The sequence below is a fragment of the Pseudomonas gregormendelii genome, from assembly GCF_017114825.1.
In the GTDB taxonomy this organism is placed as follows: Bacteria; Pseudomonadota; Gammaproteobacteria; order Pseudomonadales; family Pseudomonadaceae; genus Aquipseudomonas; species Aquipseudomonas gregormendelii.
In genome coordinates this window covers 1-23220 of record NZ_JADEVO010000052.1, presented here as the reverse complement: position 1 = coordinate 23220, position 23220 = coordinate 1, and the positions used below count along the sequence as shown (strand labels likewise).

21 protein-coding genes and 1 pseudogene are annotated in these 23220 nt (G+C 60.2%); 1 reads left to right on the top strand and 21 read right to left on the bottom strand.

All coding sequences use genetic code 11. From position 1 onward, the window contains the following. The 21 genes and pseudogenes from IMW75_RS24600 to IMW75_RS27455 all read right to left on the bottom strand — a co-directional run. Window positions 1–636 (bottom strand): hypothetical protein, encoded by a 636-nt coding sequence (locus tag IMW75_RS24600; protein WP_045059485.1) that lies wholly within the window; start codon window positions 634–636, stop codon window positions 1–3. 93 nt (window positions 637–729) lie between these two features. Then, window positions 730–2178 (bottom strand): efflux transporter outer membrane subunit, encoded by a 1449-nt coding sequence (locus IMW75_RS24595; RefSeq protein WP_205893999.1) that lies wholly within the window; start codon window positions 2176–2178, stop codon window positions 730–732. Beyond that, the gene (locus tag IMW75_RS24590; protein ID WP_045059487.1) at window positions 2175–3062 is read right to left on the bottom strand and encodes an efflux RND transporter periplasmic adaptor subunit; all 888 of its coding nucleotides are present in this window, start codon (window positions 3060–3062) and stop codon (window positions 2175–2177) included. Before IMW75_RS24590 ends, IMW75_RS24595 begins: the two co-directional genes overlap by 4 nt. Beyond that, window positions 3059–3268: a DUF1656 domain-containing protein gene (locus tag IMW75_RS24585; protein ID WP_045059488.1), complete on the bottom strand. Its 210-nt coding sequence runs from the start codon at window positions 3266–3268 to the stop codon at window positions 3059–3061. The genes IMW75_RS24590 and IMW75_RS24585 overlap by 4 nt, the downstream gene beginning before the upstream one ends. Beyond that, window positions 3265–5337: an FUSC family protein gene (locus tag IMW75_RS24580; RefSeq protein ID WP_045059489.1), complete on the bottom strand. Its 2073-nt coding sequence runs from the start codon at window positions 5335–5337 to the stop codon at window positions 3265–3267. Before IMW75_RS24580 ends, IMW75_RS24585 begins: the two co-directional genes overlap by 4 nt. Continuing rightward, window positions 5334–5762 (bottom strand): MarR family winged helix-turn-helix transcriptional regulator, encoded by a 429-nt coding sequence (locus tag IMW75_RS24575; RefSeq protein WP_045059490.1) that lies wholly within the window; start codon window positions 5760–5762, stop codon window positions 5334–5336. Before IMW75_RS24575 ends, IMW75_RS24580 begins: the two co-directional genes overlap by 4 nt. Window positions 5763–5877: 115 nt before the next feature. Next, window positions 5878–6159, bottom strand: a complete 282-nt coding sequence (locus IMW75_RS24570) for a type II toxin-antitoxin system RelE family toxin (protein WP_205893998.1) — start codon at window positions 6157–6159, stop codon at window positions 5878–5880. Next, the gene (locus tag IMW75_RS24565) at window positions 6149–6394 is read right to left on the bottom strand and encodes a type II toxin-antitoxin system Phd/YefM family antitoxin (protein WP_205893997.1); all 246 of its coding nucleotides are present in this window, start codon (window positions 6392–6394) and stop codon (window positions 6149–6151) included. The genes IMW75_RS24570 and IMW75_RS24565 overlap by 11 nt, the downstream gene beginning before the upstream one ends. Before the next feature lie 78 nt (window positions 6395–6472). Beyond that, a complete protein-coding gene (locus IMW75_RS24560; protein ID WP_045059493.1) occupies window positions 6473–6718 on the bottom strand; it encodes a DUF2789 domain-containing protein in 246 nt (81 codons plus the stop codon). Between the two features lie 118 nt (window positions 6719–6836). Next, the gene (locus tag IMW75_RS24555) at window positions 6837–7298 is read right to left on the bottom strand and encodes an aminoacyl-tRNA deacylase (RefSeq protein WP_045059494.1); all 462 of its coding nucleotides are present in this window, start codon (window positions 7296–7298) and stop codon (window positions 6837–6839) included. Window positions 7299–7684: 386 nt separating this feature from the next. Beyond that, window positions 7685–9265: an efflux transporter outer membrane subunit gene (locus IMW75_RS24550; protein WP_205893996.1), complete on the bottom strand. Its 1581-nt coding sequence runs from the start codon at window positions 9263–9265 to the stop codon at window positions 7685–7687. After that, window positions 9262–10326 carry an HlyD family secretion protein gene (locus IMW75_RS24545; RefSeq protein ID WP_045059496.1) on the bottom strand — a complete coding sequence of 355 codons (1065 nt, stop codon included), beginning with the start codon at window positions 10324–10326 and terminating at the stop codon, window positions 9262–9264. Before IMW75_RS24545 ends, IMW75_RS24550 begins: the two co-directional genes overlap by 4 nt. Window positions 10327–10351: 25 nt before the next feature. Then, the gene (locus tag IMW75_RS24540) at window positions 10352–11878 is read right to left on the bottom strand and encodes an MFS transporter (protein ID WP_205893995.1); all 1527 of its coding nucleotides are present in this window, start codon (window positions 11876–11878) and stop codon (window positions 10352–10354) included. A gap of 179 nt (window positions 11879–12057) precedes the next feature. Continuing rightward, on the bottom strand, window positions 12058–12975 hold the full coding sequence (locus tag IMW75_RS24535) for a LysR family transcriptional regulator (protein WP_045059498.1): 918 nt from the start codon (window positions 12973–12975) through the stop codon (window positions 12058–12060). A 170-nt stretch (window positions 12976–13145) separates the two neighbouring features. Further along, entirely contained in the window at window positions 13146–14012 is an 867-nt protein-coding gene (locus IMW75_RS24530) for an ABC transporter permease (protein ID WP_045059499.1), read from the bottom strand. Window positions 14013–14032: 20 nt separating this feature from the next. After that, a complete protein-coding gene (locus tag IMW75_RS24525; RefSeq protein WP_205893994.1) occupies window positions 14033–14893 on the bottom strand; it encodes an ABC transporter ATP-binding protein in 861 nt (286 codons plus the stop codon). Window positions 14894–14898: 5 nt separating this feature from the next. Continuing rightward, window positions 14899–15924 carry an ABC transporter substrate-binding protein gene (locus IMW75_RS24520; protein ID WP_205893993.1) on the bottom strand — a complete coding sequence of 342 codons (1026 nt, stop codon included), beginning with the start codon at window positions 15922–15924 and terminating at the stop codon, window positions 14899–14901. 17 nt (window positions 15925–15941) lie between these two features. Then, window positions 15942–16829 carry a TauD/TfdA dioxygenase family protein gene (locus tag IMW75_RS24515; protein WP_205893992.1) on the bottom strand — a complete coding sequence of 296 codons (888 nt, stop codon included), beginning with the start codon at window positions 16827–16829 and terminating at the stop codon, window positions 15942–15944. A gap of 329 nt (window positions 16830–17158) precedes the next feature. Then, complete coding sequence (locus IMW75_RS24510) at window positions 17159–18526, bottom strand: HlyD family type I secretion periplasmic adaptor subunit (RefSeq protein WP_045059503.1); 1368 nt, start codon at window positions 18524–18526, stop codon at window positions 17159–17161. Beyond that, window positions 18516–20672: a type I secretion system permease/ATPase gene (locus tag IMW75_RS24505; protein ID WP_045059504.1), complete on the bottom strand. Its 2157-nt coding sequence runs from the start codon at window positions 20670–20672 to the stop codon at window positions 18516–18518. The genes IMW75_RS24510 and IMW75_RS24505 overlap by 11 nt, the downstream gene beginning before the upstream one ends. 42 nt (window positions 20673–20714) lie before the next feature. Next, window positions 20715–20863, bottom strand: a pseudogene (locus IMW75_RS27455) (TolC family outer membrane protein); the annotation flags it as partial. 547 nt (window positions 20864–21410) lie between these two features. Here IMW75_RS27455 and IMW75_RS24500 point away from each other — a divergent pair. Then, on the top strand, window positions 21411–23220 hold a 1810-nt coding region (locus IMW75_RS24500), incomplete at its 3' end, for a retention module-containing protein (RefSeq protein ID WP_205893991.1).

The window sequence follows — 23220 nt, the reverse complement described above, 5'->3', positions numbered from 1 at the left end:
TCAGGAATACTGCACTTCAATTTCATCGAGCTGATGGTCAAAACTCTTCAGCCGCGCGGTCCAGGTATACACCAGCACCTCAAAATCCCGATTGATCACCGCCCCACCCGTCACCTCCGCGCGCGGGTCGCAGAAGTCCAGCTGGTAACGCTCCCGGGCCATGGCGGTGGCGACATCGGAGAGCTCGCGGGCGTTGCTTAGCCAATGCCGCTCCTCGTCCGACACCTGCTTGTCCAGTGCCAGGCACTGCTTCTTCAAGGTTTCCAGGCTTTTTTCCAGCGGCGTGCCGGTCAGCTCGCCCATGACTTCCTGGAAAGTGCGGCCGGGTTGCCAGTAGCTGCCCCAGAAATAGCGGTCAAACACGGTTTCAACCCGGCGCAAAGCCACCTTGGTGTCCCAGATGAGCACCAGCGTCTTGCCTTGTTCGAGGTGTTTTTTCTTGATACGGGCGCCCTGAACAGAAGCCCAGGCGACCACCACAATCGACAGCACGGCGATCAGCGCCGAGGCACTGTCGAGAAATATCAGGGCCTTGTCGATCTGGTGGGCCAGCATGATGCCGTAGAAATAGGTGGCTGACAGCAGGACCAGTGCGGCTATAGCGCACCAGAAGCCGGGAGCATAAGGGTTTTTCATTATTTTAGTCCCCATGACCAACGCGAGCCTTGATCAGTGGACTGGCGTGGCTCGTGGCGCGTCAGCCCAACAAATCAAAGCATAGCAACGGCCTCAGGGTTTGCTGGAGTTCGAACCTTGCGTTCGTCCGCTTTCCCATCCGCCGCCCAGCGCCAGGAACAAATCGATCTGGCTCATGGCAACCTGGGTGTTCGCGGCGGCCAACTGCGCCCGTACGTCGGTGTAGGTCCGGGTGGCTTGCAGGTCCGCGAGGAACGACGCCCGGCCGGCCTGGAAGAAGCGGTGGGTCTGGTCTGCTGCCTGTTGCGCCGATTGTTCCGCCTCGGCCAGCGCATCGCGACGTTGCAGCAACGCGGAGTATTGGGCCAGGCCGGTCTGGGTTTCGCGAATGGCGTTGAGCACTACCCCATCGAAATGCGCCAGGGCGCCCTGGGTGGTCGCTTCGGCCTCACGAATACGTGCACGCGAGCCGTTGGACGGTACGGTCCAGCTCAGTAACGGACCGAAGCCCCAGCGATTGGTCGCCGGTTTGCCGAGGTTTTCCAGGATGCCGACGGTTCCAACCGACGCGCCGATGCTGATGTCCGGGTACAGCTCGCCCGTGGCGATGCCGATACCCGCCGTGGAAGCCGCGAGGCGTCGTTCGGCCTGCCGCACGTCGGGGCGGCGCTTGAGCAACGTGGCACCGTCACCCACCGGTAACAGCTGGGCGATTTTTGGCAGTTCGGCGCAAGTCGCCGTCCCGGCTGGCAATTGATCCACTGGCTGGGCGAGTAGCATCGACAGGCGGAACAAGCCGGCCTGACGGGCCGCTTCGTAGCGCGGCATTTCGGCACGCAGGGATTTGAATTGGGTTTGCGAGCGGGTCACCTGGGTTTCATCACCGCGCCCCGCATCGCGCAGCCGCTGTACCAGCGTGGTGCCCTGGGCTTGCAGATCCAGGGAGTGCTGGGCGATTTTCTGCTCTTCGTTGGCCGCGCACACCTGGGTGTAGGCCCGCACCACATCGGCCACCAGGGTGATTCGTGCAGTATCGGCTGCCGCTTGAGTCGCATCGGCATTGGCCTTCGCCGCCTCGATACCGCGCTGCAAGGTGCCGAACAGGTCGAATTGATAAGAGGTGGTGATGCCAATATCGCCCACATTGGCCACCGGCACCTTGTCCGCCAGCAGGAATGCTTCGCCGGACTCCTGCAAACGCTGAGCGCCGATTTTCACGCCGCCGCTCCAGCCTCCTGCGGCTTGCGCTTCATCGACCTGTGCCCGGGCCCGGGAAATGTTCGCCGCTGCCACTCGCAGATCGGTGTTGGTGACCATAGCCTGCTGCACCAGTTGATCCAGGCGCGGATCCTGGTACAACCGCCACCAATCACCGGGCACGGGCGCGGAAACGACGTTCTTGTCGTTCACCGCCAGCTCGCCCTGGAAATCATCACGGTGCACGGCGGCTTCGTCCGGCAGGTGGTAATCCGGCCCGACCACCTGGCAGGCCGACAGCAGCATGCCCAGGCCGATCACCGCCAAACCCGAAGCCTTGCTCATTGCGCGGGCTCCTGTTGCTGATCCTCGATGATCGATACGGTGGCGGTACGCCCGGCGATCATGCGGAAGTCCGCAGGCACCTCATCGAAAGCAATGCGCACCGGAATCCGCTGGGCCAACCGTACCCAGCTGAATGCAGGGTTGACGTTGGGCAGCAGGTTACTGCCGCTGGTGCGGTCGCGGTCTTCGATACCGGCAACGATGCTTTCAACATGCCCACGCAACCGCGCGCGGTCACCCACCACCCGGATATCGACGCTCTGGCCGACGTGAATCCCGTCCAGTTTGGTCTCTTCGAAATAGCCGTCAATGTGGAACGAGTTGCTGTCCACCACCGACAACACCGGCCGCCCGGCAGTTACGAATTCCTGATGGCGTGGCGCGCGGTCGTTGACGTAGCCGTCCACCGGGCTGCGGATGGTCGAGCGATCCAGGTTGAGCTGGGCACTGTCCACCGCCACCTGCGCTTCCATCAAGGCGACTTCGGCGCGGGCGACCCGGGACTGGCTTTCTTCCAGTTGCTCGCCCGGCACCAGGTTGCCCAGGCCACGGTTACGTTTGTGCTCGCGCTGCGCCTGCGCCAGGGTTTCCTGACGATCAGCCACGGCAGCCTTGGCCTGGCGCAACGCCAGTCTGAAGCGGTCCTGGTCGATGCTGAACAGCACCTGGCCACGCTTGACCAATTGGTTGTCGCGCACTTCAACGGTCTGAATCAGGCCGGACACGTCCGGCGCGATCTGCACGATGTCGGCACGGATGTGCCCGTCCCGGGTCCATGGGGCGAACATGTAGTACATCACCATGCGCCAGACGACGACGACGGCGAAGGTCACGATCAGCAGAGTCAGCACCACGCGACCGAGGGTCAAAAAAGGTTTTTTCATGTCATCAGGTATCGACTGAGTGAGTCCACGGCGCCAAGTAGCAAGGCGTAGAGAGCCACGTTGAACAATGCCCGGTGCCAGACCAGACGGTAAAAGTGCAGACGCGTCAGCAGCCCGTGCACCAGCAGGAAAATCACGTAAGTAATGCCCATCAGCACCAGCAGCGTGGGCAGGAAAACACCGCTGATATCCAGATCACCGATCATAAAGGCGCTCCATCGATGCCATGGGGAAGCGGTTCTTCGAGTTCGCCCGTGCCGACAAATTCCACCCCCGGCAACAGTGCCAGGCGCAGCCCGCTCAGGGCGTGGAGCAAGTGCAGGCGCGCCCCTTCGTCACACTCGGTGGTGAGCGCACGGCGGGTACGATCGAGCGTCATCTGCAGGGCCGTCGGTGCCGGCAAGCGTTCGTCCGCCTTGAGGCAGGCCTTGAAGTAGGCGCCAACTTCCGCCACTACCTGGTGCAGCAGCGTCTGCGGAACGCCTGTGACCCGTGGCGTGTAGGCCAGCAAGTCGAGCAGGTTCAACGCCACGCGCACTTCGCGCAGGGCAATGCCGGTGTCCTGGCCGGTCATCGCCAGCCGCGGCAGGTGCTGCATCAGGCGATCGAGCATCTGCACGCCCAGGTGCCGATGTTCGGACAGGGTTGCCGGTTCGGTGAGGCTGACAATGTCGCGCCAGCTGAACCGGGTCAGGCGCTTGGCCGCCAGTTCCGCGCCAAATGGCCGGGCAATCAGGGTCCAGACGAACGCGAAAAGCAGCCCGACCGGGCCGGCCAGATTGGAGTTGGCGAAGCTCAGGAAATCCGCGTCATAGGCTCCCTGGATACTGATGAACGACGAGGTGTTAACCAGCGTCAGCAACATGCCCAGGTAGAACTGCGGCTTGACCGTCAGGGTGCCAATGCAAATGAACGGGACCGCGAACGCCAGCACCAGCATCGGAAAGTCATGCAGGTTGGGCAGGACCAGAAACAGGTACAGGCTGGCGAACACCACGGACATCGCCGTCCAGAAGAAAAAACGGTAAATCTGCGGCGCCGGGTCGTCCATCGAGGCAAAGAAGCTGCAAGCCACGGCCGCGAGAATCACTGCAGCGCCGCCGTCAGTCCAGCCGAGCAAGATCCACAGCACCGACGCCACGATGATCGCAGTGACCGTTGATGCCGCCGAATACAACATCAGCCCACGATCCAGGAACGGCGAGAGCCGGCCCAGGCGCCAGTGCCGATACACCGCGCGCCAGCTGTCCTGGCTTTCGCACTCAATGGCATGCTGCAGGCTGCGGCAGTCCTGCCACAGGTCGATCCATTCACCTAGGCGATAGATGGCGTTGGAGAACAACAGTTGCCTGCGATCATCCAGCGCCTCGGCGTTCGGTTGCAGGGCTTCGAGTTGGTTTTTCAGGGCCTGCCAGCGCTGCAGGTCGGCGTCCTTGTGTTCGAGCCATTGGGTGGTGGCCGCCAGCAACGGGGCAAATTTCTCCACCAGCTCGGGTGTACGCCGCTCCAGGGCATACAGCGCATCGTCCAAGGCATCAATCACTGGAAGCAGATGAATCATCCTCCCACGCAGCTCTTTGGTATTGCGCACGGTTTGTGGCCGGGCACCCTCGTGGGGCAACTGGCCGATCATCAGCTCCAGGGTGTTGAAGGTCGCGACCATCGAGGCCCGCAGGGCACTGACTTCATCGGGCTGCACCTGGCGATTGAGAAACCGCAGGCTGTAAGTCGAAGCGTCAGTAAACCATTTGCCCACCGAGTCGTTGAACACCGGCGCCAGCCGTCGCGGCCAGAACATCGCGCCAACCACCGCAGCTACTGCGATACCGAGGAAAATTTCCTCCGTACGCGCTTCGGCCACATCCCACACCGCCAACGGGTTATCCACCACCGGCAAGGCGATCAGCGGCAAGGTGTAGCCAGCGAGCATCAAGGCATAGCTGTTGGCAGTACGCAGGTGCAGGGACAGAAACAGCAGCGTCCCGGTCCATAGCGCGATCACCACCACCAGTACGTAAGGGCTTTGCACGAACATCGGCACGAAGAAAACCGCCGCCATGGCACCGAGAAAAGTCCCGACCGCACGGTATAGCGCCTTGGAACTGGTGGGGCCGACAAAAGGGCTGGAGACGATATACACCGTGGCCATCGCCCAATATGGACGGGGCATTTGCATGAGCATGGCGATGTAGAGCGCGATCATGGAGGCGGCAAACGTGCGAACCCCGTAGAACCAGTCCCGCGCAGGGGGCATGCCGGTAAAAAATCCGCTCACGAGCCAATCACCGATGGCGCGTTCGCCGCTTCGAACGCCCGAAGCACCCGCAACGTGGCTTCCAGGTCACTCTGGTCGATGCCTTCGAGCACTTCATGACGCAAGCGGACCAACTCGGCTTCAACCGCCTGTACCAGCTCCCGCCCGGTTTCAGTCAGGCTCAGGCACTTGGCCCGGCGATCATGGGCATCTTCGGTACGCCGTACATAGCCGGAATGACAAAGCTGATCGAGCAAGCGCACCAGCGAAGGGCTTTCCATCCCCGCCGCCTGCGCCACCGTCACCTGACGCACACCCTCACCCAAACGCCCGATCATCAAGAGCGGGACGGCGCAGGCTTCGGAAATTCCATAATTGACCAGCGTGGTCTGGCAGATTTTGCGCCAGTGCCTGGCGGCTACCACCATGGCACTGCTGATGTTCATTTGGAGGGCGTCGAGGTTCTTCGGCACGAGACTATGCACACACTGTTAGTTTGCTAACTATCAATATCGCATTTGCAGGGAATGCCGGTCAAGTTTTGAAACAATTTGACTGCGTTCAGCGTTTTCGAGCTCGCTCGTAGACTTCGCTGCGCTCGCGCTTACCTACCGCCACAACTGAGACGACTACACGCTCATCCACTACTTGATAAACCAGACGATATCCCGATGCCTTCAGTTTTATCTTGTAGCAGTCAGACATTCCATGCAGTAGGTCCGAAGGTATTCGAGGCACCTCTAATCTTTCTGCCAGCTTTTTCTTGAATTGCTCGCGCAATGTATGTCCCAGCTTGTCCCACTCCTTGCGGGCAGATGGCAGAAACTCGAGCTTATAAGTCATCCAGCGTTACCGGCACCGGTGTCTCATGAAGACGCGAGCGAACGATTTCTGCCAACTCAAGATCGTCGAGGCGTTCAACCATGCGTTCGAAAACATCCGCAGGAACCATGTAACCCATGACGCGATTATGATTCAGCACTGCGACAGGACCACCCAATGAGCCGTTCAGAACGGCTGAAGGATTTTTCTTCAACTCTGAAACACTGACAGCCATATCGGCTAGAATATTTTGCATAATTAAGACCTCTTTTAGGTCTTAATTCTGGTCCTTTTTTTGACGGCCAGCAATCCTGAAGTAACTTTTCTCTGCCTGTTAAACGCCCCGTCCCTTTCTCAACAACACATTCAACTGGTCAACCACCTCCGCCCAGTCCGCATCATCCAGAATTTCGTCCCGCAGGAACGTTGCCTGGCTCTGGGTCCAAAAGAATGCGTCCGCCAGGTGCAGCTCCGGCTTGAGCGGCGAGTGGGTGGCGATGAACTGGTCGATGCTGACCGGATCGTCGGCCAGCCCCAGCTGCTTGAACAGAGAGGGCAAGCTATGTGTTGGGGATTCCATGTCAGGCTTCCTATGGTGATCAAGAAGTAATCGCGAGCAGACTCGTCCCCACAGTTGAGCGCATTTTCCCTGCGGGAGCGAGCCTGCTCGCGAATAGAGGTCGCTGACGCCGCAGAATTCAATCACTCACCTCGACCACCTGCGCGTGCGGCACCATTTTCAAGTACTGCGGCACACTCATGTGTAGCAGGTTGTTGTGATTACCCGCCTCCAGGTAGATGTCTTTTTGCCGCGTCAGCAACGGGTCGATGACCATGTCCAGGCCGTAGGACTCACCCAGCGCCGGCACCGCTCCGCGTTCGCAATCATTGAACAGGTGCGCCAGGTTGCTTTCACGAGTGATCTGCCACTCGCCGCTGCCGCGGACCTTGCTCAAGTCCAGGTGGCGACTGGCCGGCAGGACGGCCATCAGGTAACGCCCATGGTGATCATCCAGGATCACCGACTTGGCCACTCGTTCGGCCGGAATACCGGCGACACGCGCGGTTTCCAGGCTGCTGGCCGAGTGAGGGTGACTGACGATGTCAAATTCGCAGTTGGCCTTGTCCAGGCTGTTCTGCACGGTTCTTGCCATACGCATGATGCACCTCGGTGTCCGCAGGGTTCACCTGCGGACGATGGATAAACCTGTTGGCTCCATGACAAAAGTCTAGGCCCGCCAAGGCGATCGCGGGGGGAAATCCGCCCATCGGGGCGGTGTGTCGATTGATCAAAATCCATACAGTCGAGCCCTCTACTAGACTGCGAAAGCGGTGCCTCAGTCAGCATGGGTACTGAATGTGACGGCCTCTTCGCGGGCAAGCCCGCTCCCACAGGGATTTGTGGTGTCGATTCGAGTTGAGTCGTTCGAGCTCCCACAGTTTCTGCAATTTGCCTTACCAATCGTAAGTCAGGCTCGACACCACGGTCCGGCCATCGCCGTAGCAGCAATCCCACTGGCTGCGGCAACTGGCAAAACGACATTGATCAACGGCTAACTGTGGCTGCCTCAAGCGGATACACCGACTCCCATCCACCGCCCAGCGCCTTATACAAGCCCACCATCGCCAACGACACCCCGGTCGAGCTTTCCACCCACTGTTCCTGGGTCGCCAGCAGTTCGCCTTGTACGGTGAGTACGTTGACGAAATCGACTACCCCTTCGACGTATTGCCGTTGCGCGGTGGTCAGTGCGATCTGGTTCTGGCGCACGGCTTCGGCCAGGCTGTCCCGGCGCCGTTGGCTGGCGTTGTAGGCGCTCAGTTGATCATCGATTTCGTGCCACGCGCGCAAGACGGTTTGCTGATAGGCGATAGCCGCTTCCTGTTGCTGGGCTTCGCGCAGGTTGAGCACGCCGCGCAGGCGACCGCCGTCGAACAGTGGCACGCTGAACTGCGGACCGATGCCGAATGCGCGAGAACCCCAGCTACCGAAATCACTCAACTGCATCGCTTGGGAGCCGACGTTGCCTGACAAGGTAATCCGTGGATAAAAATCGCCTTTGGCCACGCCAATACTCGCGGTGGCGGAGTGCAGGCGTGCTTCGGCCTGACGGATATCCGGTCGTCGCTCGGCCAGTTGCGAAGGCAAGCCAATGGCGATCTGGCTTGGGCTTTGCGGTACCGGTGCATCGGCGGCCAATTCAGCGGACAGCGCATGGGGCGGTTCCCCCATCAACAGGCTCAATGCGTTGATCAACTGCGACTGGCGTTGCTCAAGCGCCGGCAGGCGCGACTCAATGGCGGACACTTGCGCAGCGGCTTCGGCGACATCCAGGTCCGTGGCGACGCCGTCGGCCAGGCGCAGCTGTGACAGCTTGAGGCTGTGCCGGGCGACGTCGAGGTTTTGTTCGGTGACTGCTCGTGTGCCTTGTACTCCGCGCAGCTGGATGTAGTCCCGGGCGGTCTCGGCGAGCACCGACAGCAGTACCCCGCGACGATCATTTTCGGCGACTTCGAGGGTGGCATCGGCAGCCTCGGTCTCGCGCCGCACCCTTCCCCAGAAATCCAGCTCCCAGGACGCCGAGAAGCCGGCATCCCACAAATTGAAGGCCGAATCACCGTTGTTGCCCGAAGGGTCGTTCAACCCTTCGCCGCTGTTGCGTTTACGCCCATAGCTGCCGGTGGCGGCGGTGTTGGGGTAACGGTCGGCGGTGATCACCTGGCGTGCTGCGCGGCTTTGCTGCAGGCGACTGCTGGCGAGTTTGAGGTCCAGGTTGTCGGTCAGGGCGCGCTGGGTGAGCGCTGACAGCTTGGGATCGTTGAACACTTCCCACCAGCGCTCGTCCATGTTTTCGGCGACCGCCTGACTCGCGGCGGCCTTGGTGGGCTGCGACCAGTCGGCCATTTGCTGTACCTGGGGTTTCTGGAAGTCGGGGCCGACCGTGCAGGCTGAGAGGCTTATTACCAGTAAGGCACAGAGGGTGAGTTTTGGCTTGCGGCCTCTTCGCGGGCAAGCCCGCTCCCATAGGTGATCAGAGTCCAGGCAAAACGTGGGGGAATGAATCAGGCCCCTTGTGGGAGCGGGCATGTTCGCGAAGGCGCCGGCCCAATCAACCAAACCTTTCATCGTTGCGCCACCTCATGCTTATCGGTCGCGGCAGTGTCGATACTCGCCTCCACCGACATCCCTACTCGCAGCCGCTCGGCCGACGGCTGCCCTGGATCAAGCACAATCTTCACCGGAATCCGCTGTACCACCTTGGTGAAGTTACCCGTCGCGTTGTCCGGCTTGATCGACGCAAACGTCACCCCGGTGGCCGGTGCAATACTTTCGACACGCCCCGTCAGCGCCTCGCCGTCCAGGCTGTCCACCCGCACCTGGACCTGCTGCCCGGGCCGCACGTCGGCCAATTGGGTCTCCTGAAAGTTGGCCACCACATAAGCCTGCGCCAGCGGCACCACTGCGAGGATTTTGCTGCCGGGCGTGACGTACGCGCCGACTCGCACTGCGCGCTCGCCAACCATGCCGTCCTGGGGCGCAACGATGCGTGTATAGGACAGTTCAAAACTGGCAATTTCCAACGCAGCCTGTGCACGCTTGAGGCCACCTTCAGCCGCATCCCGCTGGGCGATGAGGATGTCCACCTGCTTGCGCTCTGCGGCCAATACAGCCGTGACATTGGCCAGCTTCGCCGACGCCTGGTCGATGCGAGTGCGGGCTTGCTGTGCGTTCTGTACCGTGCCGGCACCGACGCCAGCGAGGTGGTTGTAGCGGTTCAGTTCATGTTCGGCGAAGTCCCGTTCTGCCTTGGCCGATACCACGCTCGCTTGCGCCTGAGCGATCACGGAGGCCTGGCGCTCCAGCGTTGCCCGCACATTCTGCAATTGAGCCCTGGCGACCAGCGTTTCCGCATCGGCGGCCTGGGCAGCTGCGCGCAGGTCCCGGTCATCGATCAGCGCCAGCAACTGCCCGGCCTTGACCTGCTGGTTGTCTTCCACCAGCACTTCCTTGATGAACCCGGCAACACGCGGGACCACCAGGGTGAAGTCCGCAGAAACGAAAGCATCATTGGTGGTCTGGTGTGTACGTTTGCCGAACAAACCGGGTGCCAGCAGGTAAATCAATACGCCGAGCGTAACCACCGCCGCGATGCCGACGGCCGCTTTTTTCCTGGAGAGAGTCGTCATAAAAACCTTCTGTTTCGTGGAGCGTTCAAGTCGGGGCCCGGGGCGGATAGATCCGCGTTGGCATCCAGAAAATCAGCAGGATCAGCGCCAATGCGACGCCGGCCATGCACAGATAGAGATCCGATGCGGTGAGCACGACGACCTGCTGGTGCAAACGGTGAGCGAGGCCGGCGCTGTCACTGTCCGCCAGGGGCGAATTGCCGAGACGGTCGACTAGCATGGTCGAGTGAAAATGTTGTCTTGCCGTGGTCAGCGCCTCGATCACGCCGGTGGCGATCACCGCCGACAGGCCCTTGACCGTGTTGAACCAGGCGGAGGCGAACGGCCCTTCCATCGGGCTAATACTGCCGGTGGACAGCATCAGCAACGGCAGCACCGACATGGGCTGGCCGAAAATCTGCAGCAGTTGCAGCGGGTAGAAATCGTCGCGAATCCACACCGACGTCAGTTGCGAGCCCCCGAGGCACGACAGCATCAACATGCCGAGGCCAATCCCCAGTACCCATCGGCAATCGACCCAGCGCAGGTTGCACAAGGCCGCCACCAGGGGCAGCGCGATCAACTGTGGCAGTGCTGCCAACAAGGTGATCGGCGCGGTTTGTATCGGGCGATAACCCTGGACCTGCGCCAGGTAGCTGGACGGAATAATGATCACCGCCAGCAGGATCACCAGCACCCCGGCCAGGGTCAGCAACGCGAAGGCCAGGTTACGGATACCAAGCATCTGCATCTTGAAAAACGGCATCGGTTGCGACCATTCGTTGATCAGGAACAGCACCAGCAGCAGCAACCCGCCGCCGAGCAACGTGCAGATCAGGCTCGACTCGAACCAGTCCAGGCGATTGCCCTGCAGGATGCCGATCACCAGCATGCAGATCGCCGGGAATCCCAACAGCAAACCGCGCCAGTTGAACTGTTTGCAGCGCTCAAGGCGCAGCGGATCCTGGGGCAAACCGTAAGCCACCGCGGCCATGGCGATCAGGCACGGCACGACGATTTGCCAGAAGGTCCACTGCCAGCCGACGTACTCGGTCCACAGCCCGGCCAGCGGAGTGCCCAGGCCGGGACCAAAAGTGGCGGTCAATGCATACCCTGCCAGCCCATAGAGCTTCACGTCGGCCGGCAGGAAGCGCAGCGCGACCGTCATCAGCATCGGCGGCAACGCTCCCCCCGCCAGGCCTTGCAAAGTGCGCATCAGCAGCAGGCTTTCGTAGTTCGGGGCGAACGGACACAGCACACCCAGCACGGTAAATACGCCGATGGCCCAGAGCGTGAACCGGCGCAGGGAGAAGGTCACCGAACACCACGGAGCGAAGGCCATGGCCGCCACCGATGTGGCGGTGTAGCTGGCGACCAGCCAGGTACCTTCGTCGTAACCAATGGCCAGCGCACCGCGGATGTCGGCGAGGGCCACCTTGGTGACCATCTCGTTCAGGCCGGACACCAGCACGGCGATGAGCACGCCGACCAGGCCAATGATGATTCGCGGGCCGAATACCGGGGGCGAAGCAGCGGTCGTGGCGACAGGTGCCGGGACCGTGAGGGAAGTCATGTACTGCAGGCTCCGGGATTTGAATACCCGGTTATTTTATGGAGGGTGGCAGCTGACGAAAATCAACTTATTGGCAGGTTATAAGTGCGTGGGGCGCAATCGTCATAAAAGATCAAAAGATCGCAGCCTTCGGCAGCTCCTGCAGGCATACCTGAAGGCGGCTGCGATCTTCTGATCTTTTAAGGCTGCGCCGCCAACCAGGTCTCATCGCAACACGCTTTCAACGTCTCGCGCAGCCAGCGATGCGCTGGATCCTTATCGAACCGAGGATGCCAGGCCTGGGTGAGCATGATGGTCGGCAGCGGTATCGGCAGGGTAAACGAGCGCAGCTTCAGGCCCAGGCGCCGGATGCTCAGCAGCGCCTCCTTGGGCACCGGCAGGATCAAATCGGAATCCGGCAACGCAAACATCGCCGCATGGAAACTCGGCGCAATCACCGCTACCCGCCGCTCCAACCCCAAGGCATTGAGCGCCGTATCGATCGGCCCGCGGGCAATACCACGGCGCGACATGCTGATATGGGAAAACCCCGCATATCGCTCGGCAGTGATCTCTTCATCGAACAACGGGTGATCCTCACGAACCAGGCCAACGAAGTGCGTAGCAAACAGATTTTGTACTTTAACCTCAGGCATCAGCGGGCGATTGTTGCTCACGCTCAGATCGATCCGCCCCTCGCGCAAGGCCTCGTCATCCCCATCCCCCTCGGGAACAAAGCGCAGCTCACAATGCGGGGCCTGGCGCTCCATGGTGTCGAACAGCTTGCCGCCGTAAACGCCCACAAAGAAGTCATTGGCGCGAATGCTGAAACGTCGGCGCAAACTGCTCAGATCCACGTCATCCGCCGAGCGAAACAGCAACGAGGCCTGCTCCACCACATCCCGCACCTGCTCACGCAACTCCAGCGCCTTGGGCGTCGGCACCAGGCCACGCCCCGCCCGCACCAGGATCGGATCGCCAATGGCTTCACGAATACGCGTCAGCGTCCGACTCATCGCTGCCGGGCTGAGATTCATCCGCCGCGCAGCGCCCACCACGCTCCCCTCGTCGAGCAAGGCGTCGAGGGCGACTAAAAGATTCATGTCCGGAAGTTGCATACTGAGCACTCGTAAACGATCAGGATTGACTCAACCGCAATCCTAACAGCGAAGCCGTACCCTGTAGGAGCAAAGCTTGCTCGCGATGAACGATGAAGCGTTGATCAGTTAGACAGCGTTGCGGCAATCGCGAGCAAGCTTTGCTCCCACAGGTTAAGAGAGGTGAAGGCTTACCGCTGCATCCCCCACCGCTTCACTGTCACTCTTTCCAACGTATCAAACACCAGGTTCTCCACGAGCAGCCCAATCAGAATCACCACCGCCAACCCGGCAAACACCTTATCGGTGTACAGCTCATTGCGATTCTGAAAAATGTACCAGCCCAACCCACCCTTGCCGCTGGTAGCTCCGAACACCAGTTCAGCGGCAATCAGCGTACGCCAGGCGAAGGCCCAGCCTATTTTCAAACCCGCGAGGATTGAGGGCAGCGCGGCGGGGATGAGGATGAACAGGACAAATCTCATCCCCTTGAGCCCGTAATTACGCCCGGCCATGCGCAGGGTTTCCGAGACCCCGAGAAAGCCGGCGTAGGTGTTCAGCGCCAATGCCCACAACACCGAATGCACCAGCACGAAAATCAGGCTGTTCTGCCCCAGCCCGAACCACAGCAGTGCCAATGGCAGCAGTGCAATGGCCGGTAGCGGGTTGAACATCGAGGTCAGGGTGCTGAGCAGATCGCGGCCGAACTGGGTCGATACCGCCAAGGTGGTCAAGCCAAATGCCAGGACGATGCCGATCAGGTAGCCCTTGAGCAGCACTACCAGAGAGATCCACACCTTGCCCAGCAATTCGCCACTGAGCAGCCCTCCATACAGGGCGTTGGCGGTTTGCATGAAGCTGGGCAGCAGCAGGTCGTTGTTCTGGATTCGCGCAATCACTTCCCACAGCACCGCGAGCATTATCAGGATCAGACTTTTGCGCAGCCAGCCTTGCTGCCAAAGGCGCTGGCGCAACGGCAACTCACGCTCCACCGGAACACTCAACAGCGGCTGCAGGTCAGTTTCAAACTCTTTACGCGGGGATGATAAAAGGCTCATCGGGCACTCCTCTCAATGGCTCAATAAGCGATGCGGATATCGGAAAAATCCAGCTCACGCTTGGTTTCCGGCGACTGGCCTTCATCGAACAGCAACCGGTGAATCCGTCGCGCCGACGCTTGAAATTGCGATCCGCCGAGGCTGTGCAAATCGTATTGATGGCTGTGGACTTCCGCCCGTACTCGTCCCGGATGGGGCGATAGCAGGAGGATGCGATTGCCCACCACCAGTGCTTCTTCGATGGAGTGGGTGACGAACAGCAAGGTGAAGCGCACCTCTTCCCATAGCAGCAGCAGTTCTTCCTGCATCTTGCGTCGGGTGAGGGCGTCGAGGGCGGCGAAGGGTTCGTCCATGAGCAGGATTTTGGGTTGCATGGCCAAGGCGCGAGCGATGGCGACACGCGCCTTCATGCCACCGGACAAGGTATGCGGATAGGCATCGGCGAACGCCCCCAGACCGACCTTGTCGAGGTAGTGCAGCGCGCGCTGCTCAGCTTCTTTGCGCTTGAGGGTTTTAGAGGCCAGCAGCGGAAACATGACGTTCTGCTTTACGGTTTTCCAGGGCGGGAGTTGGTCGAATTCCTGAAACACCACGATGCGGTCCGGGCCTGGCGCATGGATCATCTGCCCCTGCAGGCGGATCTCGCCTTCGCAGGGCTCAATGAACCCGGCGACAGCCTTGAGCAGCGTGGATTTACCGCAACCTGAAGGGCCAAGAAGCACGAAGCGGTCGGCCGGATCGATCTCAAAACTGACTTGGTGGGTCGCTCGAACCACACGCTGGGGCGTGCGGTACTCGAGGCTGACTTTATCGACCGACAGCAACGCCTGGGTTGCTGCGCTCGGTTTGCTGACCGTGTGGCCTTGCAAGGGGGCGTTCATCTTGATCAGCTCCCCTGCAGCGGTTTGGCGTCCTGGAAGAAGTAATCTTTCCAGGAATCCGGTTTGTTTTTGATCGCGCCGACGCGGTACAGAAACTCCGCCAGTGGATAGGTATTTTTCGGTGTGACGCTGAATTCGTATTGTGGGTTATCGATGATTTTCAGCAGCGCGGCACGGTCGATTTTCGCCTTGGTCACACGGATGTAGGTATCAGCCGCAGCGCCTTTGTCGTTCTGGGCGAACTGCGCAGCTTCGGTCAACGCATCGACGAAGGCCTTGTAGGTCTTGGGGTTCTCGTCGCGGAATTTCTCGGTGGCAAACAGTACCGTCGGCGAGTTTGGACCGAGCAGGTCGTAGGTGTTGAGCACCACGTGCACGTTGGGATTTTCCAGGGCCTGATCCTGGAACGGCGGATTGGAGAAATGCCCGCTCAGCTCGGTCCCACCGGCGATCAGCGCAGCCGTGGCGTCCGGATGGGGCAGCGCGATGGTGTACTTGTCGAGACGATTGAATTCCTTGTCGCCCCACTCCTTGGCAGCGGCGTATTGCAGGAAGCGCGACTGCACGGACACCCCGACCGCCGGCACCGCGATGCGGTCCTTTTCAGTAAAATCGGCGATGGTCTTGACCCTGGGATTGTTGCTCACCAGGTAGTACGGAAAGTTGCCCAGGGACGCGACGGCCTTGACGTTCTGCTTGCCGTGGGTGCGGTCCCAGATGGTCAGCAACGGTCCTACGCCGGCGCCGGCGATGTCTATGGAGCCCGAGAGCAAGGCGTCGTTGACTGCCGCGCCTCCGGACAACTGGGTCCAGTCGACCTTGATATCGATGCCCTGCTGTTTGCCGTGTTTCTCGATGAGATTCTGATCGCGCACGACGTTGAGGAGCAGGTAAACGATGCCGAATTGTTCAGCAATACGGATTTCACCCTCGGCGTGGGCTGCGGCGGGTGCTACCAGGCTGCCGGCGATCAGGCTCAAACCCAGGCCTATAGCGGCAGCCAGGGGTGCAAATGGAAGACGTCTGGACATGGTGTTTCTCCGGCAAATCAGAAAGGCGCATCGCCCTGGATGGTGGTGCGATACAGCTTGCGGCGCAGATGACTTGGGCATCCAGCGGCGAGGTGGATCAGCGAGCGGTTGTCCCAGAACACCAGGTCATGGGGCTGCCATTGATGGCGATAGATGTTTTGCTCGAGCACACTGTGGGCGTACAGCTCGGCCAACAGTGGCCGGCTCTCGTCTTCGGGCAGGCCGACGATGCGCGTGGTGAAGCCTTCACTGACGAACAACGCCTGGCGCCCGTTTTCCGGGTGGGTACGAACGATGGGGTGCACGACTTCGACGACTTGGGCGAGTTGCTCCGGTGTCAGGGTGGGACGCCAGTTGCCTTCGAACTTGGTCTCGCTGTAGCGCGCCGTGTACGAATGCGCAGCCGAGCGGCCTTCGACGGCTTTGCGTAGCGCGTCCGGCAGGTTGTCCCAGGCTTTGTGCATGTCGGCGAACAGCGTATCGCCGCCTTCGGACGGCAGCTCCTGGGCATGCAGCATTGAGCCCAGGCTTGGAAGTTCTTTATAGGAAAGGTCGGAGTGCCAGAACTTGCCAGCGTCACCGAGGCCGATGGATTGGCCGTTTTCGATGATGTTGGAAACGATGAGGATTTCCGGGTGGCCGGTGAGCAGAAACTGCTTGAGGACATGGATTTGCAGCACGCCAAACCGGCGGCTGAAATCAATCTGTTGTTCGGGGGTGATGCGCTGGTCGCGGAATACCATCACGTGATGGTCAAGGTGCGCTCGGTGAATGCGGGCGAAATCCTGATCATTGATCGGGCGGGACAGGTCAAGGCCGATGATTTCGGCACCGACAGCGCCAGTGAACGGGCGAATGTCGAAGGTTTGTGGCGCGATGCTGCTGGAGGCGGATACGGCGGACATAAAAATCACTCCCACGCACGGCACGCTCAAAGGCGCGCGCGTCGATCAAGAAACTCACGGAGGTCCCGTGTTGGTTCGTGTCGTGCGGCGCGCCGATTGGTCGGCAGGTACGCAGGGAAGTGACTTTATAGATATAAGAATCATAATTTAAATACCGTTATTGAATAACGATATGGCTTTTGTTTCGTGAGGCTTGGGGCCTCCTGCAGGAGCGAGCTCGCTCGCGATGGTCGTCAACGATAACGCTGGCTTCCTGACACCCCGAGGCGGTCTCGGGGTTTTCGCGAGCAAGCTCGCCCCTACAGGGATGGGTGCATCGCGGATGAAATCTACCGCTCGTGCAAGGCCTCAGCCCGAGCGCGAATGATCGGCTTGAGCAGATAGCTCAGCACCGTTTTCTTGCCCGTGATGATATCCACCGAAGCCACCATCCCGGGGATAATCAGCAGCGGCTTCTCATCTGTGCCCAGGTGGCTCTTATCGGTGCGCAGCTTGATGATGTAGTAAGTGGTTTTCTTGTCTTCATCGGTGATGGTGTCCGCACCAATCTGCTCAAGCTTGGCTTTCAGACCACCATAGATGGTGTAGTCGTAGGCGGTGAATTTTACCGTCGCTTCCTGCCCCGGATGCAGGAACGCGATGTCCTGCGGGCGAATCTTGGCTTCCACCAGCAAGGTGTCGTCCAGCGGCACGATCTCGATAAGATCACTGCCCGGCTGGATCACCCCACCAATGGTGTTCACCAGCAGCTTGTTGACGATGCCGCGCACGGGCGATGTCACCAGGGTCCGGCTGACACGGTCTTCCAGCGCCTTGCCGGTAGCCTGGGCCTTGTTCAGGTCAGTGCGGGCTTCGTTGAGCTGGGTCAGCGCTTCACTGCGGAATTTGCCCCGGGTCTCGTCAATCTTGCGCGCCACTTCCTTGATGGCAGACTCGGCCCGCGGAATAGCCAGCGTCATCGCATCCAATTGGCCACGGGTTTCAACCTCGGCGCGCTTGAGTCGCAGCACCTCTACCGGCGACACCGCACCCTGGGCCACGAGCGGCTCGGACATGTTGATTTCCTGACGCTGCAAGGCCAGTCCATTACGGTACTGGGACTGCTTGGAGGTGAACTCGCGCAGCTCCTGCTGGCGCTGGATCAACTGCTCTTGCAGGCCGCCGATCTCATCGTGCAGCTGCTGGCGACGACTGATGTACAGCGACTCCTCACTGGCGGCCTGACCCGGAACGGCCTTCAGCACGTCGGCTGGAAACTTCAGTGGACGGTCATCGACTTCGGCACTCAGGCGCTCTACACGCAGCAGCATCGCCAGGCGATCAGCTTCGGTTTCGCCAACGTTGGAGGCGAAACGCGTGTCGTCCAGGCGGATCAAAGGGGCACCGGCCTCGACGATCTGCCCTTCCGAGACAAACAGCTCGGCAACGATACCGCCCTCAAGGTTCTGGATTTTCTGGATCTTCGACGAAGGAATCGCCTTGCCGTCGCCCTTGGTGACCTCATCGATCACGGCAAAATTGGCCCAGATCAGGAGGAACAGGAAAAAGCCGATGATGCCCCAAATGGTCAGGCGCACCACGCGCGGAGCATCTTCGATGAGGGCCTTGTTAACCTCCGGAAGCGGCTGCCCATGCAGTGAATCGGTGCCTTTGAAATAGCGGCGGATGGAACCTTTGATCCCGGACTTAAGCAACACTGATTTGCCCCTTTTTCAACGCTTCCATCACCACGGCTTTCGGCCCATCGGCGAGTATCTGCCCGCGGTCGATGACGATCAGGCGATCGACCAGCGACAACAGCGAGGCACGGTGCGTCACCAGCACCACGGTCTTGTTTTCAATCACCGCTGCGAGGCGTTGCTTGAGGCGTTCTTCACCGGTGTTGTCCATGGCGCTGGTCGGCTCATCGAGCAACAGTATCGGCGGATTGAGCAGCAGCGCTCGGGCCAGGGCCACGTTCTGCCGCTGACCGCCAGACAGGTTTTGCCCCCGCTCACCCACCTGCAACTCATACCCCTGCGGGTGCAGGCGGGCGAACTCGTGCACGCCTGCCAGCTCGGCGGCTTGCAGGACCATTTCGTCTTCCACGTAACGTGCGCCGGAGACCAGGTTGTCGCGCAGTGTGCCGGACAGCAGCTGGATATCCTGGGCCACATAGCCAATGCTGTGGCGTAACTCGCTGACGTCGATCTGGCGAATGTCGACACCGTCCACCAGCAACGCACCGTCATCCGGCTGATACAGGCCCACTATCAGCTTGGCCAGCGAGCTCTTGCCCGAGCCGCTGCGACCGATAATGCCGATTTTCTCGCCCGGCTTGATGACGAGGTTGATATTTTTCAGCGCCGGGTTCTGTTGTTGCGGGTAGGTGAAGTTCAACTGACGGCATTCGATGCCACCCTGCAGTACCTTGCGGCTCAGCGGACGCTCTTCGAAATTTCGCTCCTGGGGCAATTCCATCATCTGGTCGACCGAGGTCATGGTGACCCGCGCCTGTTGATAGCGGGTCAGCAGGCCGGACAGCGACGCCAGCGGGCTGAGCGCGCGACCACTGAGCATGTAGCAGGCGATGAGGCCGCCCATGCTCAAATTGCCAGCGATGATCTGGTACACGCCGAACACAATCATGATCACCCCGGCCAGTTGCTGGATCAGCAGGGTGATGTTCATGGCCAGGCCGGAGAGCATTTTCACCCGCAGCTCAAGGCGGCTGAGGGTGCCGATGGTTTGTTCCCACTGGTACTGGCGTTCGCTTTCGGCGTTATTGACCTTCACTGCATCCAGGCCGGCCAGGGTTTCGATCAGGCTCGACTGGCGCTCTGCGCCGAGGGCCATGGTGCGCTCCATGGTCGCGACCAGTGGCTTCTGCAGCGCATAACCGATCAGCAAGGCAATCGGGAAGGCCAGCACCGGAATCCACACCAGGTGCCCGCCTAGGATCGCGATAACCATAAAGATCAGCAGCGTGAACGGCAGGTCGATCAGACTGGTGAGGGTCAGCGACGCGAGGAAGTCGCGCAGGCTCTGAAACTCGTGGATGTTTTGCGCGAAGCTGCCGACCCGGGCTGGCCGAAACTTCATCGACATACCCACAATTCGCTCGAACAGCGTTGCGGAGATGATCAGGTCGGTTTTCTTGCCGGCAAGATCCAGGCACAGGCTGCGCAGGCTCTTGAGAATCAGGTCGAACATGTAGGCGCCGCAGATACCGATGGCCAGCACCCAGAGGGTGGACTCGGCCTGGTTCGGCACTACGCGGTCGTACACGTTCATGACGAACAAGGGCGCCGCCATGGCGATGATGTTGATCAGGAAACTGGCGGCGATCGCATCGGCATACAACCAGCGGGAACGCTTGAGGGTGTCGCGAAACCACGACCGCGCGCGGGGAATGAGCGTGCCGTGATTGACGTCGAATTTATGTTGGGGTTGGGCGAAGAACACTTTGCCGATGTAGTCGTCGGCCAGCAGTTCTCGAGCAACGAGACTCTCACCGCCGTCGCTTTCGCTCAACAGCAGGCGAGCCTGGTCTTCGCCATGCCAGCCGAGAAGTACGGCGCTTCGACCGTCCTTGAGCAGCAGCAGCGCGGGCATTGCGATCTCTGGTATCTGCTCCAGCTTGCGCACCAGCACTCGCCCTTGCAGGCCAGCACGGGCCGCAGCGCGCGGCAGCAACTCAACACTCAGCCGCTGCTTGGGCAATGGCAGGCCAGTGGTCAACATCGCGGCGCTGGCGGGTTTCTGATGCAACGTGCAAAGGGCTAGCAGACCGTCCAGTAACGGATCGTCATGCAACGCGCGTGGATCATGGATGAGATGAACTCGACTGACTTCTGATTCCACGCTCGGCACTCTTGGCTAACAATTGAACGATTAAGGTTCTGCTCAATCCGTACCGGGCAGTTGGACCTTGGCTTTACGCTGTTTTGCACAACGGATGCCAACGGTGCGACCACTCCCTGGCTCTTGAGCAACTTGCCCATGGTCGCCTTGATTCGGTACTGAGTAAATAACTGAATGTTTCTGATCCACGCAGAGCACGGATTGTTGACGCGTTGCTGAGAAGCACGCCGCAAATCCGGCAATAGCAACTTGCGACACCCCTGAACTTCATGAGGTGCGATTTAATTCCTGCGAATACCCCCGAGACCCAGTCCCAGGAAAAATGATGCAAAACGAGCAATCAGGAGAAATTGTCGGACCGGTTCGTTGGTCAATGGCTAGTCTGGATAATTGATAATTCGTTGTCCTGAATCACTGCAAAACGTGCACTTACGGGGGATTCTGAGCAGACCGTATACCGTTTGTCGGAAAGTCCAAAATGGGTACTGGATCACACGGTTTGGCACCGCTCGACACCCGAATATCAATGTGACATTAGCGGGGCGATTGTTTAGGATGGCAACCATAAGGTCAATAGTTTGGCATATGGTTTATAGCCGAAAATTATTGACAGAATATTGACGCAAGAAAGCGTCAAAGTTGTAACTATTATTGCAGGAAAGAGCGTCCAGACTGATTAGGCAACAGTGCCGTCAGGTCCATGGAAGTCTACTGAACGTGACACCCGGAGAGTCTTCAATGAGCAGTGTTGTTGCCATCGTCAAAAGCATTGTTGGTCAAGTTTTCGTGGTGTCCCCAGAGGGCATCCGGCGCGTGCTTGTTGAAGGCGACCGCCTGTTCGTCGGTGATCAGGTCGACACCGGCCTGGCCGGCTCCGTCACCCTCGAGCTGGCCGACGGCCGCACACTGGACCTGGGTCGCGAGACGCAATGGAGCGGCAGCGCTCCGGACTCCATCACCGACCTGGCCGAGGCCACCGCGCAAGCCGCGCCATCGGTTGAAGAACTGCAACAAGCCATCGTAGCCGGCGCCGACCCGACCAAAGATCTGGAAGCCACTGCGGCAGGCCCTACGGCTACCGGCACGGGCGGCGCGGCAGGAGGTGGTCATAGCTTCGTGATGCTTGATGCAACCGCCGGCCGGGTTGACCCGACCGTTGGTTTTCCAACTGCAGGTTTTGGCGCGGTGCCGCTGACCACGCTGGAAACCGTTGATACCCAGAACACCAACAACAACGCCGTTGCCGACGCGCCTCTCACCTCGACGCTGAGCCTGAGCGCAACCCCGACTATCACCGAGGCCGGCGGCGTACTGGTCTACACCGCGAACTTGAGCCAGGCGCCTCTGAGTGACCTGACCATCACCCTATCCAATGGCGCGGTCATCGTAGTTGCCGCGGGCCAGACCACCGGCACCGTCAATGTGCCTCTCGCGCCGAACGACACTGTCTATAACGACCCGAGCCAGATCGAAGTAACCGTCACCGGCACTACAGGCGGCGGGATCACAGTGGCGCCTCCGACCACTCCGGCCGTTACCCAAGTCACTGACACCGTGGACACCACCAACGTCACGCTGACTGCGGGGTCGACCGTTGTTGAAGGTGGCCCGATCACCTACACCGCGACCTTGACCAACCCGGCGCAGACGCCTGTCACCGTAACCTTGAGCAATGGTTCGGTCATTACCATTGGCGCAGGTCAGACCACCGGCACCGTCGTGGTCCAGACTCCGGCGAATGACGTCTATATAAACGGCAGCACTGTCAGCACCACGATCACTGGCGCTACTGGCGGCAACTTTGAAAACCTGGTGCCGAGCACTACGCCGGCTGTTACCACCATTACCGATTCGATCGATGCCACCGCTGTCACCCTGACTGCTGGCTCGACTGTTGTTGAAGGCGGCGCGATTACCTACACCGCGACTTTGACCAACCCTGCTGGTACTCCGGTTACCGTGACCTTGAGCAATGGCTCGGTCATCACCATCGGCGCGGGTCAGACCACTGGCACCGTCGTGGTCCAGACTCCGGCCAATGACGTTTATGTCAACGGCAGCACCGTCAGCACCACGATCACTGGCGCTACTGGCGGTAACTTCGAAAACCTGGTGCCAAGTACTACGCCGGCTGTTACCACCATTACCGATTCGATCGATGCCACCGCCGTCACCCTGACTGCTGGCTCGACTGTTGTTGAAGGCGGCGCGATTACCTACACCGCGACCCTGACCAATCCTGCCGGCACTCCGGTGACTGTGACTTTGAGCAATGGCTCGGTCATCACCATTGGTGCGGGTCAGACCACCGGCACCGTCGTGGTCCAGACTCCGGCGAATGACGTCTATATAAACGGCAGCACTGTCAGCACTACGATCACTGGCGCTACTGGTGGCAACTTTGAAAACCTGGTGCCGGGCACTACGCCGGCTGTTACCACCATTACCGATTCGATCGATGCCACCGCCGTCACCCTGACTGCTGGCTCGACTGTTGTTGAAGGCGGCGCGATTACCTACACCGCGACCCTGACCAATCCTGCCGGCA

Bases quoted from the DNA above. Each gene is read 5' to 3' on its own strand.
- IMW75_RS24600 (WP_045059485.1), bottom strand. From the start codon at position 636: ATGAAAAACCCTTATGCTCCCGGCTTCTGGTGCGCTATAGCCGCACTG.
- IMW75_RS24595 (WP_205893999.1), bottom strand. From the start codon at position 2,178: ATGAGCAAGGCTTCGGGTTTGGCGGTGATCGGCCTGGGCATGCTGCTG.
- IMW75_RS24590 (WP_045059487.1), bottom strand. From the start codon at position 3,062: ATGAAAAAACCTTTTTTGACCCTCGGTCGCGTGGTGCTGACTCTGCTG.
- IMW75_RS24585 (WP_045059488.1), bottom strand. From the start codon at position 3,268: ATGATCGGTGATCTGGATATCAGCGGTGTTTTCCTGCCCACGCTGCTG.
- IMW75_RS24575 (WP_045059490.1), bottom strand. From the start codon at position 5,762: ATGAACATCAGCAGTGCCATGGTGGTAGCCGCCAGGCACTGGCGCAAA.
- IMW75_RS24570 (WP_205893998.1), bottom strand. From the start codon at position 6,159: ATGACTTATAAGCTCGAGTTTCTGCCATCTGCCCGCAAGGAGTGGGAC.
- IMW75_RS24565 (WP_205893997.1), bottom strand. From the start codon at position 6,394: ATGCAAAATATTCTAGCCGATATGGCTGTCAGTGTTTCAGAGTTGAAG.
- IMW75_RS24560 (WP_045059493.1), bottom strand. From the start codon at position 6,718: ATGGAATCCCCAACACATAGCTTGCCCTCTCTGTTCAAGCAGCTGGGG.
- IMW75_RS24555 (WP_045059494.1), bottom strand. From the start codon at position 7,298: ATGCGTATGGCAAGAACCGTGCAGAACAGCCTGGACAAGGCCAACTGC.
- IMW75_RS24550 (WP_205893996.1), bottom strand. From the start codon at position 9,265: ATGAAAGGTTTGGTTGATTGGGCCGGCGCCTTCGCGAACATGCCCGCT.
- IMW75_RS24545 (WP_045059496.1), bottom strand. From the start codon at position 10,326: ATGACGACTCTCTCCAGGAAAAAAGCGGCCGTCGGCATCGCGGCGGTG.
- IMW75_RS24540 (WP_205893995.1), bottom strand. From the start codon at position 11,878: ATGACTTCCCTCACGGTCCCGGCACCTGTCGCCACGACCGCTGCTTCG.
- IMW75_RS24535 (WP_045059498.1), bottom strand. From the start codon at position 12,975: ATGCAACTTCCGGACATGAATCTTTTAGTCGCCCTCGACGCCTTGCTC.
- IMW75_RS24530 (WP_045059499.1), bottom strand. From the start codon at position 14,012: ATGAGCCTTTTATCATCCCCGCGTAAAGAGTTTGAAACTGACCTGCAG.
- IMW75_RS24525 (WP_205893994.1), bottom strand. From the start codon at position 14,893: ATGAACGCCCCCTTGCAAGGCCACACGGTCAGCAAACCGAGCGCAGCA.
- IMW75_RS24520 (WP_205893993.1), bottom strand. From the start codon at position 15,924: ATGTCCAGACGTCTTCCATTTGCACCCCTGGCTGCCGCTATAGGCCTG.
- IMW75_RS24515 (WP_205893992.1), bottom strand. From the start codon at position 16,829: ATGTCCGCCGTATCCGCCTCCAGCAGCATCGCGCCACAAACCTTCGAC.